This is a genomic window from Methylorubrum sp. Q1 (genome assembly GCF_004683995.1).
GTDB lineage: Bacteria > Pseudomonadota > Alphaproteobacteria > Rhizobiales > Beijerinckiaceae > Methylobacterium.
Window position 1 is genome coordinate 50,925 of record NZ_SRHQ01000017.1, and the last position, 13,651, is coordinate 64,575.

The following is a 13,651-nucleotide window of genomic DNA, read 5'->3' on the forward strand; positions in this document are numbered from 1 at the left end:
GTTTTGTGAGGCACTCTTACCCGACGTAGGTGTAGCCCATATAGCGCTTGGCCTCGATCGGATCGTAGCCGAGCCGCTCGGCGAGCTTCTTGCGCAGCTTGCTCACGTGGCCCTCGATCACGCTCTCCTCGACGCCGTTGCTGTAGACGCCGTAGACCACGTTGAAGACCTGGGTCTTGGTGAGCCGGCGCCCGCGGTTGCGTACGAGATATTCGAGAATGTGCCGCTCGCGCCGCGGCAGGGACAGCGGCACGCCGTCGATCTCGGGGTCGCGCCCATCGTGGAAGACCTTGAGCCGGTCCGGCCCCCGCGCCTCGCCCTCGGTCTCGCCCTCCGCCTCGCTCCGTTGAACGGCTCCGTTGACCCGGCGCCAGATCGCTTCGGAGCGGGCCAAAATCTCGCGGACATGGACGGGCTTGGGCAGCACGTCGTCGATGCCGGCTTCCAGCAGTTCGACGGTCTGTTCGAGCGAGCGCAGATCGGCCAGGGCGATGATCGGTGCGCGGGACTGCTTGCGGATGACGCCGGCGCATTTCGCCCGCTCCGCGAAATCGCCCAGGAGGAAGCCCTGGATCGCTTCGAGATCGGCGGGAGAGGCCGCGCGGAGCCAACTCAGGAACTCTTCGGGGATGAGCGCGAACGAGGAGATGCCCTCACGCTCGAAGCTGGCCTTGTAACCCGCGTTCACGGTATCGCGCGGATCGACCAGGAAATACATCGACGACCATCCCCTTGATCCCGCCGTATCGGCCTGCCACTGCGCCGCGATCTGGGCAGGTTCTGGGCGTCCCCGGAAGACCCTCTCCGCCGCCCTCCGCAACGCTTCGAGACGCTGCCGCAGCCAAGTCATGGAGCGCAGCTGCGAGGGGGTCAATCTGCTGCAATGTATATTTTCAGACGGTGACGATGTTCGTCGAGGGCGCGTGGCATTCGCGCCGCTTCAGGCGTGCCCGACCCGGGCCTGACGGAGGGCGTGTGCGAAGCCTTCGAGGGAGAGCGCCGCCGTCTCCTCCGCGACGATGCGCTGGATCGCGACGCCCGCGAACACCTCATCGAGCACGAGCTTGAAGAACACCGTCACCGGCTCGGCGGCGAATTCGAGATCGAGGACCACCTGCATGGAGCGGCCCCAATCGAGGCACACATCGGCCGCGTCGGCGTAGGTCAGCACCGATTCCTTGAAAAACAATTCGGCCGAGGAGGAGACGATGTCGGCGATGTTGCCGTGCCGCTCGCCGCGGATCCAGCCGATGAGCACGCCGCCATCGAGCAGGCACAGCTCGGCGATGAAGTCGCGCAGCGCTTCGGCGAAGATCTGTTCGGCCGCCGCATGGCTATGCGGGACGGCCGACGGTCCTGGCGCGAAACGTTGGACCTGAGGGGTCATCGGGCTCTCGCGAAAAGGAAGAAAAGGATCTGCGCCACAGCGCGGTAAAATTCGGCCGGAATCGTCTGATCGACCTGCACAGCATCGTACAGCGACCTTGCGAGAGGCTTGTCCTCGATCACGGCGATGCCTTTTTCCTCGGCGATCGCCCGGATGCGCAGGGCGATGAGATCCTGCCCCTTGGCGAGCACCATCGGCGCCGGGTTCTCGGAGGGCTCGTAGCGGAGCGCCACCGCGAAATGCGTCGGATTGGCGATCACCACGGTCGCCCGGTCGACATTGGCGAGCATCCGGTTGCGGGCGCGGTCCTGGGCGAGCGAGCGCAGCCGCGCCTTGACCGAGGGATCGCCCTCGGTCTGCTTGTGCTCGTCCTTGATGTCCTGGCGCGACATCCGGAGCGAGCGCTGCCAGCGCAGCCGCGCCCAGACGAGATCGCCCGCGACGATCACGATGGTGGCGATGGCCACCGCCGAGACGAGGCGGATCGAGACCGTCAGGATCAGTTCGGGCAGTTGGCTCGGATCGACGAACATGGCGTTCACGGCTCTTGTCCGCTCCGAGCGGAGGAGCAGAAGGGCGACGACACTGACCGAAAGGAATTTAACGACGGATTTCAGGAACTCGACTTGACCCGAAGTTCCGAAGATCCGCGCGAAACCCGCCATCGGCGACACCCGTGACCATTTCGGCGTGATCCGGTCGAGAACGAAGCGCGGCAGGTTCTGCAGAAGCGAGGCGGTGAGACTGCAGACCGCCAGGATCAGCAGGATCGGCAGCAGGAAGCGGCCCGCCGCCAGCGCCACGCGGCTGAGGAGCAGCATCGCGTCGCCGCCGGTCTCCAGGGAGAAGCCGCGCGGATCGTCGAAGAGCGGCTTGAAATCGCCCGCGAGCTGCGCCGCCTGTCCCCGCGCGAACAGGGCCAGCGCGATGAGCAGGCCGAGCGTCGAGGCGAAGACCGGCGCCTCGCGCGAGAACGGGATGTCGCCCTTCTCGATCGCGTCGCGCACCCGCCGCTCGGTGGCGGCTTCGGTCTTGCTCTCCTTGTCGTCGTCCGCCACGCATCAGCCCCGCCGAAGGTGACGCCGGGGGCGCGGATCAGCGGATGAGCGCTTCATCCTCGCCTCCCGGATTGATCTCGATCTCGCCGCGCCCGGCCATCTCCATCGCCAGATCGGTGATGGTGCGGCGCGCCTCCAGCACGTCGCGCTGGGCCGCCGGCTCGCCGCCGTTCAGCTCGTGCTCGACCATGCGGCGCACCCGCGCCGAGAGGGCGCTGAGCACCGTGGTGCGGAACTCGACCTCCGTCCCCTTCAGCGCCAGCACCAGCCGGTCGTTGGGCACGGCGTCGAACAGGGTGGTGCGGGCGCGCGGCGCCAGCTTGACGATGTCGTCGAAGGTGAAGAGCAGACCCTTGAGGATCTCGACCGATTTCGGACGCGACTCGCCGAGGCTGGAGAGCACGTCGTCCATCTGCTGGCGCTCCATCTTGTTGATGATGTCGGCCATCTTGGCATGCGTGTCGGCACCGGAATTACGCGCGCCGTTGATCATGAAGTCCTCGTGCAGCGTCTTCTCGATCGCGTGCAGCACATCGTCGACGATCGGCTTGAAGCTCAGCATCCGCCGCATCACCGTGTTGCGCACCGGCGCGGGCAGATGGCCCATCACCTTGGCGGCGGTGGCGGGCTTCACCTTCGACAGGATCAGCGCGGCGGTTTGCGGGTGCTCCTTGACGAGGTAGCTCGCCAGCACGCTCTCCTGCACGGTGCCGAGCCGTTCCCACACCGAGCGGGTGGCCCCGCCGCGCACGTCGGCGAGGATATCGGCGATCTGGTCGGCCGGCAGCAGGCCGGTGAGCAGCTTCTCGACTTCGCTGGCCGTGCCGATCAGGCTGTTGCCGGCGGAGAATTCGGCGGAGAAATGCTCCACCACCGTGTCGAGCTGCTCGGGGCTGACCGCGCCGAGATTCGAGGCCGAGCGGGTGATGCGCTTGAGTTCGTCCGGCTCGAAATACTTGATGAGCCGCCCGGCCGCGGGCTTGCCCATGGCGAGCAGCAGCGCCGCGACCTGATCGACGGGCTCGAGCCGCCGGGTCGCCACCGCACGGGGGGCGACGGCGCCCGCGGAGACGGCGTCCGATGGGACGGGGCTCGATGCCAGAGGGCTCGAAGACATGGCGGCCCGTTCTCGTCCGGGCTCAGGTGTTCTGGTCGGTGGCGGAGGGTCCGACCACCTCGGTCAGCGACACGCCGAACCGGGAATTGTCCTCCTCGACGATCACGATCTCGCCCCGCGCGATCACCCGGCCGTTGACCATCACGTCCACCGGCTCGCCGACCCGGTGGTCGAGGGGAACGACGGCGCCGCGCCCGAGCTTCATCAGATCCGCCACCGGCATGGTCGCCGAACCGAGCACGACCTGCATCAGCACCGGGATGCGCAGGATCGAATCGAGGTTGCGCCCATCGCCGACGCGGGGCTCGGTGCCGGCGAGATCGGTATCGGGGAAGGGGCTGCTGCTCATCGCTCGGGCTCTTCGGGTCCGCTTCGTGCGTGAGGACGGTCTAGCCGGCTTGGCTGACGCGAGGCTGTCGCCGCAGGTCGTCAGGTTCCCGCTTCGCGCGGGCCGCCGCGGCTGACATTTCGCTGACGGCTTCCGTCAGGTTCGCGGGGTCGTCCGGTGACAGAAGGAGGCATCACGACACCCGACAGGAGCCGAACCCCATGAACACCCTCAAGACCCTCGTCGCCGCCACGCTGGCCACCGGCCTCCTCGCGGCGTCGGCACATGCCGACACGCCCGGTAAGGATTGGATGCCGATCGACCAAGTGCTGACCAAGCTGGCGGAAGCCGGTTACGGCCCGGTTCGCAGCATCGAGGCCGACGACGCGGTGTGGAAGGCCAAGGCGGTTCGGGACGGCCGGAGCGTCAAGGTTCAGCTCGATCCGCAGACCGGGGCGATCGTCGAGAAAGCCAAGAAGCAGAGCGACGACTGAGGCGGGCGCCGCCTCACGGCTTCTCCGAGCGGGCCGCGACAAGGGCCGCGCGCGACGCCTCCAGCGCGTCGAGCGTCGCCCGCGCCTCCTCGATCTTGAGGCTCAGGGCGTCCAGAACCTCGCGGCCCTCCTCCTTGAAGGAGCGCACCGCCTCGCCGGCCTGCGTCAGCGCCACGCCGGAGGCGGCCACCGCCGCGCCGTACTCGGCCTGGTTCCGGTCGAGGCGCTTCAGCTTCAGGTACATCGGCAACACGCAGGCGCTCGTCGCCACGAGCGCGACGAGCAGCACGCCGTCAACCAAGGAGCCCATGGCCGCCCTCCTTCTCCGGATTGATCGATTCCTCCACCCGCAGAACGTAGCTGCCCTGCGACTGGCCGGCCCGGCACCAGAACAGCGGCCGGTCGTTGCCCTCGAGCTTGATCCGCGTCGCGGGCGTCGCATCGAGGGTCAGCACCTGCCCGACTTTCAGTCCGGCGATCTCGCCGAGCGTCAGATGACGCTCCTCGAGGACGGCGCGCAGGCGCACGGTCGTCTTCTGCACTTCCGCCGCGATCTGTTCGGCCCAGCGCGGGTCGCGGGCGGCGGATTCGCCGGTCAGCACCTTGCCGAGCGCCGGGCGTAGCGGGTTCAGCACCGTCTGCGGGATGATGAGGAACATCTCGCCGCCGCGGTTGAGCGCCTGGAGCAGGAACTTGGCCTGCACCGCCTTGTTGGAGCGTCGGCCGATCACCGCGAACTCCATCCGGGTCTCCATCCGCTCCAGGCGGAAGGCGGTCTGCGAGACGAGGCCGAAGGAGGATTCGAGCGCCTTGCCGACCTGCTCGAACACCATCTGCGCGATGCGCAGTTCGATTGCCGAGAAGGTGCGCTCGTCCTCCACCGGCGGCTCGGCGCCGTCGGAGCCGAACAGCACTTCGACCATGGTGTAGAGGAAGTCGCGGTCGAGCCCGACCAGGACGTGGCCGTCCCATTCCGGCGCCTGGAAGATCCCGACCACCGCGTTGGCGTCGTAGGCGTCGAGGAATTCGCCGAAGCGCCCGCTCTCGACGCCGCTCAGGGAGTAGAACGCCGTGGAGGCGGCCAAGTGCTTGGCCGCATCGCTGCAGGCGGTGGCGAGGCGGTCGAGCACCACGCTGAGCATCGGCAGCCGGTCGAGCGACAGGCCGCCGGCCTCCTGGATGCGGGCGCGGATGTCGGTCGCGGGCCGCGATGCCGTGACGAAGGGCGGCAATTCGGGCCGGCGCTCGGGGGCCGGCTCGGACGTCGTGTCGAGCGCCGCCTCGGGGGTCTCGGTCTCGTCCATTTGCGAAGCCCCCTTACGCCGCGGCCGGTTCGGCGCGGGCGCCGGGCACGGTGGCGCTCTCGACCTCGTCGATGGTCGGGCGGTCGGCGCCGGCGATGCCCTTGCGGCCGTGCTCGATCGCGACCTGGGGCAGCGCACCGTTCATGTAGGCGATCAGGCTCTGCTTCACGATGGTGTAGACGCTGCACTGCTTCTCGCGCACGCCCTTGATCTTCACGGCGAGCGGGGCGAGCATCCCGTAGGACGCGAAGACGCCGATGAAGGTGCCGACCAGCGCCGCGCCGATCAGGCCGCCGAGGATCTGCGGCGACTGGTCGAGCGCGCCCATCGCCTTCACGATGCCGAGCACCGCCGCGACGATGCCGAGCGCCGGCAGCGCCTCCGCCACGGTGTTGATCGCGGCATAGGGCTTGAGCTTGTACTTCTTGTGCGTGCCGATCTCCTCCTCCATCAGCGCCTCGATCTCGTGCGAGCGGGCGTTGCCGATGAGGATCAGGCGGCAATAGTCGCAGATGAACAGCACCAGATCCTGGTCCTTGGTCACCTCCGGATAGTTCTTGAAGATCTCGGAATTCGCCGGATCGTCGAAATGCGTCTCGACCTCGTTGCGCGGCTTCGTCTTCAGGTCGCGCATCAGGGCGTGCAGGAGCCCCAGCAGCGAGAGGAAGTCCTGGCGCTTGGGCCCCTTGTTGGTGAAGGCCTCCATCGTCGCCTTGCCGGAATCGACCACCGTCTTCATCGGGTTGGCGATGACGAAGGTGCCCGCCGCCATGCCGAAGATGATGACGAACTCCCAGGGCTGCCAGATGACGATCAGGTGCCCGCCCATGGCGACGAAGCCGCCGAGCATGCAGCCGATCGCGATGACGAGGCCGACGAGGATTCCCATGAGAAGACTCCGGGGGACACCGCTGCGGGGACGGGTGCCGACGCGCGGCGGCCCTTTGTCCGAGCCAATAGGCATAGTGGCTTGCGCGGAGCTTTTTTTCTAGGACGGCAAAGTCTGCTGTTGCGCGTGTTGTTCGAGGGCCTTGAGATAGGCGTCGGGATCGCGGCGGAAGCGGGTGCGTTGAGTGCGCGCCTGCCTGCGGATGTCGAGGGATCGGCGTAGGGCTCGCCATTTCTCTGGATCGACCCGGCTGAGGTCGCGTCCGGATGGTGCCCGAGTTCGGGAGTGAATGCCGGCCACGAGCCGCACGGCGCCCCGCAGCACCGCGCCGGGCGAGGCGGTCTTGCGTCCGGTGGCCCGCCGCTCGTGGTAGCGCTGGGAACCGAACAGTTGCTCCAGGGCATTGTTGGTGCGTGGCAGGTCCGCCCCGTCGGCGGCGTGGAACAGTCCCGGTCGATAGCTGCGCGCGACCTTGGCGAAGTGGTCGAGGGCGGGACCCAGCCCTTTCACCCGATCCCGGTGGCGCCGCATCGCCCCCCAGCAAGCCGTCGAAGCGCCGCCGGACCTTGGCCCCCGGCTCACCGGCGGGGTTGGTCAGGAGGCGGGCGCCCGCGTGTACGAAGACGAAGCCTTGGCTGATCGCCGGCCAGAGGGCGGCCGTGCCGGCTCGCGCCCGCTCGATCAACTGCTGGAGCCGCCCGAGCGGGCGCGAGCCCTGCGCCTCGGCCCCCCTTTTGAGCGCACCCGTTCCAAGCTTCCGGCCACCTTCTCCAAGCGGTCCTTCAAGCGCAGGCCCGCCGCGTCGAGCGGGGCGCGGCCGTCGTCGGTGATCGCGCTGCGGATCGCGCTCGCATAGCCGCGCACCAGATCCGCCTCCCTATCCGTGCGCCCCTCCACCCCCCGCTCGATCGGGCGTACGCCGCGCACGCCCTTCTTCAACTCCTTCTTGGCGTGCCGGTCGGCCTCGAAGATCGGCAGGGCGGCTTCACGCAGGAAATGGAAGTGGCAGAGTTGATGAGGCACGCCCGGCAGGACCAGGGCCACCGCCTTGCGGATGGACTGCTGACCGTCGCTGATCACCCCTACCACCGGCACACCGACCGCCGCGATGACCTCACGCAGCAGGACGGCCAGATCCTCGGCCGTGCCCGACAGCAGGCTGCGGGCCAGGAGCACCGTGCCGGAGAGGCAGTCGCGCAGCACCCAGAGCACCTCGTGCCCGACATCCGGCTGCAGGCCGTCGAGCGCCAGGATCATCCGATCCTGCCCGGCCAAGTGTCGGCGCAGGTGAGCGGGGTCTGCGAGTTGGGTGGCCACGACCTCGTCGTAGCGGTCGAGCAGGTTGGTCACGCTGCGTTCGGCGATGGCGACCCCGCGCCCGCGCAGGATCGCGTGGATTTCCGGCACCGAGCGATGCTCGCGGTGGCGCAGGGCGCCCACCAGGGCCACGACGTCGAGGCCGAACTCGTGGTGCGGCAGGGCGAGCGCGCCTTCGGCCTCCGGGCGGTAGGGCTTGTGGAAGCGGACGCAATCCGCAGCCTCGCAGCGACGGATCTTCAGACGCAGGTGCACCGTGCCGGTCAGCGTCACCATCGTGTGACGATTCTCGTAACGGATCCGCATCGCCCGGCCGCAGATCGGGCAGAGCTGGCGGACCGGAGCCAAGACCCGTTCACGATCCGCCGTCCGACACTCGGTTCGGGACATCGCGCGCCTCCAGCAGGCGCCCCCATAACGTCAAACACCAGACAGCCGGCTTTGCCGTCCTAGTTTTTTTCGCTGAGCGGCGGAGCACGTCGCTACCGGGGCCGACCTTGGAGCCGGGCGTTCGAACGCCTAACTGAGGCTCGGCCCGACTGTCTCTCACGAAACTCCCGCTGCGCCGTCATCGCCAGACAATGAACGGCCAGCGATCGGGAGTTTTGTGAGGCACTCTTTTCCCTCGAACCGGAGCGTTTCCTTGGCCCAGACCGACGATCGCCTGCCGCAAATGCACGCCACCACGATCCTCATGGTCCGCAAGGGCGGCCGGGTGGTGATCGGCGGCGACGGTCAGGTCAGCCTCGGCCAGACCATCGTGAAGGGCAATGCCCGCAAGGTCCGGCGGCTCGCCAAGGGCACGGTGATCGGCGGCTTCGCGGGTGCCACCGCCGACGCCTTCACCCTGTTCGAGCGGCTGGAGGCCAAGCTGGAGCAGTATCCCGGCCAGCTCACCCGCGCCTGCGTCGAACTCACCAAGGATTGGCGCACCGACCGCTATCTGCGCCGGCTGGAGGCGATGATGCTGGTCGCCGACAAGGAGGTCAGCCTGTTGCTGTCCGGCGCCGGCGACGTGCTGGAGCCCGAGACCGGTGTGATGGCGATCGGGTCGGGCGGCAACTACGCCCTCTCCGCCGCCCGCGCGCTGGAGGACGGCGAGCTCGACGCCGAGGCGATCGTGCGCCGGTCGATGAAGATCGCCGCCGAGATCTGCGTCTACACCAACGGCAACCTCGTGATCGAAACCCTCGACTCGGCCTGAGGGCCGCGCTCCCTGGAAAGCCGGGGCTACCCCGCTTAGATCGTCCGTGAGGAAGGCCCCGCGCCCGACGCGCCGCCCCACACGTCCCCAAAATGGCCGCAGGAGCCCGATGACCACCTTCTCTCCCCGCGAGATCGTCTCCGAGCTCGACCGCTTCATCGTCGGCCAGAAGGACGCCAAGCGCGCAGTCGCGATCGCCCTGCGCAACCGTTGGCGGCGCCAGCAACTGAAAGGCCCGCTGCGGGACGAGGTGGCGCCCAAGAACATCCTGATGATCGGCCCGACGGGCTGCGGCAAGACCGAGATCGCCCGGCGCCTCGCCCGGCTCGCGGGCGCGCCCTTCCTCAAGATCGAGGCCACCAAGTTCACGGAGGTGGGCTATGTCGGCCGCGACGTCGAGCAGATCGTGCGCGACCTCGTCGAGGTCGGCATCGGCCTGACGCGGGAGGAGAAGCGCAAGGCCGTGAAGGCCAAGGCGGAAGCGGCCGCCGAATCCCGCATCCTCGACGCGCTGGTGGGGCCGACCGCGAGCCAGGCAACACGCGAAAGCTTCCGCAAGAAGCTGCGGGCGAGCGAACTCGACGACAAGGAGGTCGAGATCGAGCTGGCCCCGTCCGGCTCGCAGGGCATGCCGATGTTCGAGATCCCCGGCATGCCCGGCGCCTCGATGGGGGCGATCAACCTCTCCGACATGCTCGGCAAGGCGCTCGGCGGCCAGCGCGGCAAGCCGCGCCGCATCACGGTGTCGGAAGCCTACGCGCCGCTGATCGCCGAGGAGAGCGACAAGCTCGTGGACGACGACGCGCTGACCCGCGAGGCGATCCGCGAGGTCGAGGACAACGGCATCGTCTTCCTCGACGAGATCGACAAGATCTGCGCCCGCGAGGGCCGCTCGGGCGCCGACGTCTCCCGCGAGGGCGTGCAGCGCGACCTGCTGCCCTTGATCGAGGGCACCACGGTGGCGACCAAGCACGGGCCGGTAAAGACCGACCACATCCTGTTCATCGCGTCCGGCGCCTTCCACGTCTCGAAGCCGTCCGACCTGCTGCCCGAGTTGCAGGGCCGCCTGCCGATCCGCGTCGAGTTGCAGCCGCTCACCGTCGAGGACTTCAAGCAGATCCTGACCAGTACCGAAGCAAGCCTCATCAAGCAGACGGTGGCGCTGATGGAGACGGAAGGCGTCACCCTCGCCTTCACCGAGGACGCCATCGACGCGCTCGCCCGCGTCGCGGTCGAGGTGAACGGCTCGGTGGAGAATATCGGCGCCCGCCGCCTCCAGACCGTGCTGGAGCGGGTGATCGACGAGATCTCGTTCACGGCCACCGACCGCTCCGGCGAGACGGTGCCGATCGACGCCGCCTATGTGCGCGACCGGGTCGAGGATCTGGCCGCCAACGCCGATCTGAGCCGCTTCATTCTCTGACCGTGCGCGGACGCGACACCGCGCCCGACATCGCCCTGCCGATCCTCGCCCTCCTGGCGGGGATGGTATCGATCCAGAGCGGTGCGGCTCTGGCCAAGGGGCTGTTTCCGGTCGTCGGCGCGGCGGGCGTCACGACACTCCGCGTCGGTTTCTCGGCGCTGATCCTGCTCGCGGTCTGGCGGCCGTGGCGACGCAGTCTTGAGCGGGGCGAGATCGGCGCCATCGCGCTCTACGGCGCGGCGCTCGGGCTCATGAACCTGCTGTTCTATCTCTCGCTCCGCACGATCCCGCTCGGCATCGCGGTGGCCATCGAGTTCACCGGTCCGCTGGCGGTGGCCTTGGCGGGTTCGCGCCGGGCGCGCGACTTCGCCTGGATCGGTCTCGCAGTGCTCGGGCTCGGCCTGCTGCTGCCGCTGGGCGAGACCAGCAGCCTCGATCCGACGGGCGCGGCGCTGGCGCTGGGTGCGGGCCTGTGCTGGGCGGGCTACATCGTGTTCGGCCAGCGCGCCGGCCGGGCCGGCGGCGGCCGGGCGGTGTCGCTCGGCATGCTGGTCGCCGCCCTCGTCGTCGCACCGGTGGGGCTGGTGGAGGCCGGCACCGACCTGTTCACCCCGGCGACGCTCGCGACGGGTCTCGTCATCGCCGTCCTGTCGAGTGCCCTGCCCTATTCCCTCGAAATGTTCGCCCTCACGCGCCTGCCCCGCCCGGCCTTCGGCGTGCTGATGAGCCTGGAGCCGGCCGTCGCGGCGGTCGCCGCCCTCGCCCTGCTCGGCGAGCGGCTGACCCCGGTGCAGGGCGGGGCCATCGCCTGCATCGTGGCGGCTTCGGCGGGGATCACGCTGGCGGCCAGACGGCGGACATCGCAGAGCCCTTGAGTGCTTAAGATAAGTCGACGTCCAAAACGTTTTCGATGGTCGAGAGGACGAACTCGATCTCCGCCGTCGTCGGCTCGACCGTCAGATCGCCGTGAACGATGCGGTTTCTCAGTGGGATCAGTTCGCGCAATCGGCGCTCTGCTGGCGGCTCAATGAAGCCTTCCATTGCCAGCGTCTGGACGACCGTGCCGGGTTTGCGCGACAGACTCTCCAATCCATCGCGACGGGCTCGCAAGGCCGCCTCCAACAGGGCCCAACCCACGACGAATGCTGCCCGCAGGTTGCCCTGTGCAGCGAGTGCCTTCACCTCATCCGCCGATTTCCGGATGAGATCCGGCGAGGCGGGCGCGACCGTCTCGGCCTCTTGCGGATCCGTTCCGGTATAAAACACGCGGAACTGCCAATCGGCATGCCCGTCGAAGAGGCGCCTGATCTCGGACAAAGCACGCTGTGTCGATGAAGTCGGCTGCTCCTTGAACTCGATGACGATGTTGCGCCCCGACTTCTGAGCAAGCGCATCCGGAACATAGGAACCGAAAAATAGAGGAAGCTGTTTCGGATCGGGCTCTGACGTGAAAGCGAACCCCTGCTCCTCGTAGCGTCGCCGCAAAGCGTCGATGAAGTGCTTTTCGGCCTCGGGCCGAAGCGATCGAACCTGTGCCGTCACAGGAACCTCCAACTCAGGTCGTCGTCGATCCTAACGTAGACAGCGGGGGCGGAACATCCAGAGCGGCCACCAGCTGCGCACTTGTATCGGTGAACGCACGTCCGACTTCGGGCTCGAATTTTTGGACGACGACACGTTCGACATCGTTGTCCGTCATACAGGCGACATGGATCAAAGCATCCATAATCGGTTTCACGATATTATCGATGTCGCCTTCCATCGGTAGAGCTGAAAAATAATAGATTGTCAGACTCAATGGGCGCCGATCAAGAAAGCCCAGGGGATCTGTTTCACGAATCCGCTCACGCGCGGCCTCTCTGACGGCGGATTTCCAACGCTCCTTCGAGCGGCTGCTCGCCTGAAGTGAAACCGGAGTGGACGGCACGATGAACTCGAGGGGATAAAGCGTCTCTTGCTCGGTCACGCTCAGGCATACCTTCGCGACTCGATCCGCTCTCCCGGCCACGCTGCCATCAGGCCGTGAAAATCGCAATGCGTGATTGTAAATCCGCCGCCTCTACCCTTCCCAAACCTGCCCCGGCCGCAGCGCCAGGAACCGCTCCGGCGCAAGCGCGGCCGCCGTCAGCGCTTCGCCCAATGCCTCGACGGGGCGCTCGATGCCCTCGTCGGTGAGCTTGAACGTGCCCCAGTGGTGGCCGAGCGCCTGATCGGCGCCGAGGAGGCCCAAGGCTTCCACGGCGTCGGCGGGGTTCATGTGCTGGGGCTGCATGAACCAGCGCGGCTCGTAGGCGCCGATCGGTAGCGTGGCGAGGCGCGGCGGGCCGAACCGGGCGCGGATCTCGCGGAAGAGCGCGCCGTCGCCGAGGCCGGTATCGCCGACATGGTAGTGCACGCCGCGCGGGGTCGTGAGCACGAAGGCGCACCACAGGGCCATGCGCCGGTCGTTGAGGCCGCGCGCCGACCAGTGGTTGGCCGGCGTCAGATGCACGGTGATGCCGGCGCCGAGATCGACCGACTCGCCCCAGTCATGGGTCTCGACATGCATGGTCTCGTCGTAGCCGCGCAGGATCGCGTCGTTGCCGAGCGGGGCGACGATCAGCGGCTGGTGGTCCTGCCACAGGCGGGCGATCGTCGGCCCGTCGAGATGGTCGTAGTGGTTGTGCGTGATCAACACCGCATCGATCGGCGGCAGGTCGGCATAGGCGATGCCCGGCGCGTTGACCCGCTTCGGCCCGGCGAAGCGGACCGGGCTCGCGCGCCTGGCATAGACCGGATCGACCAGGATGTTGCGGCCCGCGACCTGGAACAGGTAGCTCGCATGTCCGATCAGGACGACGCGAAGACCCTCGAACCGCTCCGGCGGCCTGTCCGCCGGAAACGGGCTCGGGAAGCTCGCCGGCCACGCCTCGGGCTTGCCGGTCCGGCGCCAGCGGGCGAGGTCGGAGAGCGACTTGTCGGGCGGCTGGTTCGGGGCGTGGAAGCGCAAGCCATCGAAATGCGCACTCTGGGGGCCCCGGTAATAGGGGTTCTTGCCCCGGCGATGCGCGGCGTAGCCGACACCCCCGAGGGTCATCACCGTGGCCGCGCTGGCGACCGTGAGCAGGCCACGCTTCTTCATACGGCCAAG

General features: G+C 68.0%; 15 protein-coding genes and 1 pseudogene. 4 read left to right on the forward strand and 12 right to left on the reverse strand.

Annotated elements, in window-relative coordinates; genetic code table 11:
• Nucleotides 1-16 precede the first annotated feature (16 nt).
• From E4V01_RS16710 to fliN, 5 genes are all read right to left on the reverse strand, one after another.
• Nucleotides 17-718 (reverse strand): response regulator transcription factor, encoded by a 702-nt coding sequence (locus tag E4V01_RS16710; protein WP_060768426.1) that lies wholly within the window; start codon nt 716-718, stop codon nt 17-19.
• 222 nt (nt 719-940) lie between these two features.
• Nucleotides 941-1,387 (reverse strand): hypothetical protein, encoded by a 447-nt coding sequence (locus E4V01_RS16715; protein WP_060768427.1) that lies wholly within the window; start codon nt 1,385-1,387, stop codon nt 941-943.
• Complete coding sequence (gene flhB, locus E4V01_RS16720; RefSeq protein WP_060768428.1) at nt 1,384-2,445, reverse strand: flagellar biosynthesis protein FlhB; 1,062 nt, start codon at nt 2,443-2,445, stop codon at nt 1,384-1,386. Before flhB ends, E4V01_RS16715 begins: the two co-directional genes overlap by 4 nt.
• A gap of 37 nt (nt 2,446-2,482) precedes the next feature.
• Complete coding sequence (locus E4V01_RS16725; protein ID WP_060768429.1) at nt 2,483-3,562, reverse strand: flagellar motor switch protein FliG; 1,080 nt, start codon at nt 3,560-3,562, stop codon at nt 2,483-2,485.
• 22 nt (nt 3,563-3,584) lie between these two features.
• On the reverse strand, nt 3,585-3,911 hold the full coding sequence (gene fliN, locus E4V01_RS16730) for a flagellar motor switch protein FliN (protein WP_003601570.1): 327 nt from the start codon (nt 3,909-3,911) through the stop codon (nt 3,585-3,587).
• A 200-nt stretch (nt 3,912-4,111) separates the two neighbouring features.
• Between fliN and E4V01_RS16735 the strand changes: the two genes are divergently transcribed.
• Nucleotides 4,112-4,384 carry a PepSY domain-containing protein gene (locus E4V01_RS16735; protein ID WP_135299120.1) on the forward strand — a complete coding sequence of 91 codons (273 nt, stop codon included), beginning with the start codon at nt 4,112-4,114 and terminating at the stop codon, nt 4,382-4,384.
• A 13-nt stretch (nt 4,385-4,397) separates the two neighbouring features.
• Here the strand turns inward: E4V01_RS16735 and E4V01_RS16740 are convergent, their stop codons facing one another.
• The 4 genes and pseudogenes from E4V01_RS16740 to E4V01_RS16755 form a co-directional block, all read right to left on the reverse strand.
• Nucleotides 4,398-4,694 carry a hypothetical protein gene (locus E4V01_RS16740; protein ID WP_060768431.1) on the reverse strand — a complete coding sequence of 99 codons (297 nt, stop codon included), beginning with the start codon at nt 4,692-4,694 and terminating at the stop codon, nt 4,398-4,400.
• Nucleotides 4,678-5,688 (reverse strand): flagellar motor switch protein FliM, encoded by a 1,011-nt coding sequence (locus E4V01_RS16745; RefSeq protein ID WP_060768432.1) that lies wholly within the window; start codon nt 5,686-5,688, stop codon nt 4,678-4,680. Before E4V01_RS16745 ends, E4V01_RS16740 begins: the two co-directional genes overlap by 17 nt.
• Nucleotides 5,689-5,701: 13 nt before the next feature.
• Nucleotides 5,702-6,577: a flagellar motor stator protein MotA gene (gene motA / locus E4V01_RS16750; protein WP_003601565.1), complete on the reverse strand. Its 876-nt coding sequence runs from the start codon at nt 6,575-6,577 to the stop codon at nt 5,702-5,704.
• Between the two features lie 99 nt (nt 6,578-6,676).
• Nucleotides 6,677-8,200 (reverse strand): annotated as a pseudogene (locus E4V01_RS16755) (ISNCY family transposase).
• A gap of 337 nt (nt 8,201-8,537) precedes the next feature.
• On the opposite strand from E4V01_RS16755, the gene hslV reads away from it, so the two are divergent.
• The 3 genes from hslV to E4V01_RS16770 all read left to right on the forward strand — a co-directional run bounded on the left by hslV (nt 8,538) and on the right by E4V01_RS16770 (nt 11,396).
• Nucleotides 8,538-9,098, forward strand: a complete 561-nt coding sequence (gene hslV, locus E4V01_RS16760) for an ATP-dependent protease subunit HslV (protein WP_060768433.1) — start codon at nt 8,538-8,540, stop codon at nt 9,096-9,098.
• Nucleotides 9,099-9,207: 109 nt separating this feature from the next.
• Nucleotides 9,208-10,521, forward strand: coding sequence for an ATP-dependent protease ATPase subunit HslU (gene hslU / locus E4V01_RS16765; protein WP_135299121.1), 1,314 nt, complete (start codon nt 9,208-9,210; stop codon nt 10,519-10,521).
• Nucleotides 10,522-10,523: 2 nt separating this feature from the next.
• Nucleotides 10,524-11,396, forward strand: a complete 873-nt coding sequence (locus tag E4V01_RS16770) for an EamA family transporter (RefSeq protein ID WP_135299122.1) — start codon at nt 10,524-10,526, stop codon at nt 11,394-11,396.
• Nucleotides 11,397-11,400: 4 nt separating this feature from the next.
• Here E4V01_RS16770 and E4V01_RS16775 read toward each other — a convergent pair whose 3' ends face one another.
• The 3 genes from E4V01_RS16775 to E4V01_RS16785 form a co-directional block, all read right to left on the reverse strand.
• On the reverse strand, nt 11,401-12,063 hold the full coding sequence (locus E4V01_RS16775; protein WP_135299123.1) for a hypothetical protein: 663 nt from the start codon (nt 12,061-12,063) through the stop codon (nt 11,401-11,403).
• A gap of 13 nt (nt 12,064-12,076) precedes the next feature.
• Nucleotides 12,077-12,487 carry a RusA family crossover junction endodeoxyribonuclease gene (locus tag E4V01_RS16780; protein WP_245517589.1) on the reverse strand — a complete coding sequence of 137 codons (411 nt, stop codon included), beginning with the start codon at nt 12,485-12,487 and terminating at the stop codon, nt 12,077-12,079.
• 93 nt (nt 12,488-12,580) lie between these two features.
• On the reverse strand, nt 12,581-13,642 hold the full coding sequence (locus E4V01_RS16785) for an MBL fold metallo-hydrolase (RefSeq protein WP_135299124.1): 1,062 nt from the start codon (nt 13,640-13,642) through the stop codon (nt 12,581-12,583).
• Nucleotides 13,643-13,651: the final 9 nt, after the last annotated feature.

Excerpts from the sequence above, each read along its gene's own strand:
- E4V01_RS16710 (WP_060768426.1), bottom strand. The coding sequence starts at position 718 with ATGTATTTCCTGGTCGATCCGCGCGATACCGTGAACGCGGGTTACAAG.
- E4V01_RS16715 (WP_060768427.1), bottom strand. The coding sequence starts at position 1,387 with ATGACCCCTCAGGTCCAACGTTTCGCGCCAGGACCGTCGGCCGTCCCG.
- E4V01_RS16725 (WP_060768429.1), bottom strand. The coding sequence starts at position 3,562 with ATGTCTTCGAGCCCTCTGGCATCGAGCCCCGTCCCATCGGACGCCGTC.
- fliN (WP_003601570.1), bottom strand. The coding sequence starts at position 3,911 with ATGAGCAGCAGCCCCTTCCCCGATACCGATCTCGCCGGCACCGAGCCC.
- E4V01_RS16735 (WP_135299120.1), top strand. The coding sequence starts at position 4,112 with ATGAACACCCTCAAGACCCTCGTCGCCGCCACGCTGGCCACCGGCCTC.
- E4V01_RS16740 (WP_060768431.1), bottom strand. The coding sequence starts at position 4,694 with ATGGGCTCCTTGGTTGACGGCGTGCTGCTCGTCGCGCTCGTGGCGACG.
- E4V01_RS16745 (WP_060768432.1), bottom strand. The coding sequence starts at position 5,688 with ATGGACGAGACCGAGACCCCCGAGGCGGCGCTCGACACGACGTCCGAG.
- motA (WP_003601565.1), bottom strand. The coding sequence starts at position 6,577 with ATGGGAATCCTCGTCGGCCTCGTCATCGCGATCGGCTGCATGCTCGGC.
- hslU (WP_135299121.1), top strand. The coding sequence starts at position 9,208 with ATGACCACCTTCTCTCCCCGCGAGATCGTCTCCGAGCTCGACCGCTTC.
- E4V01_RS16785 (WP_135299124.1), bottom strand. The coding sequence starts at position 13,642 with ATGAAGAAGCGTGGCCTGCTCACGGTCGCCAGCGCGGCCACGGTGATG.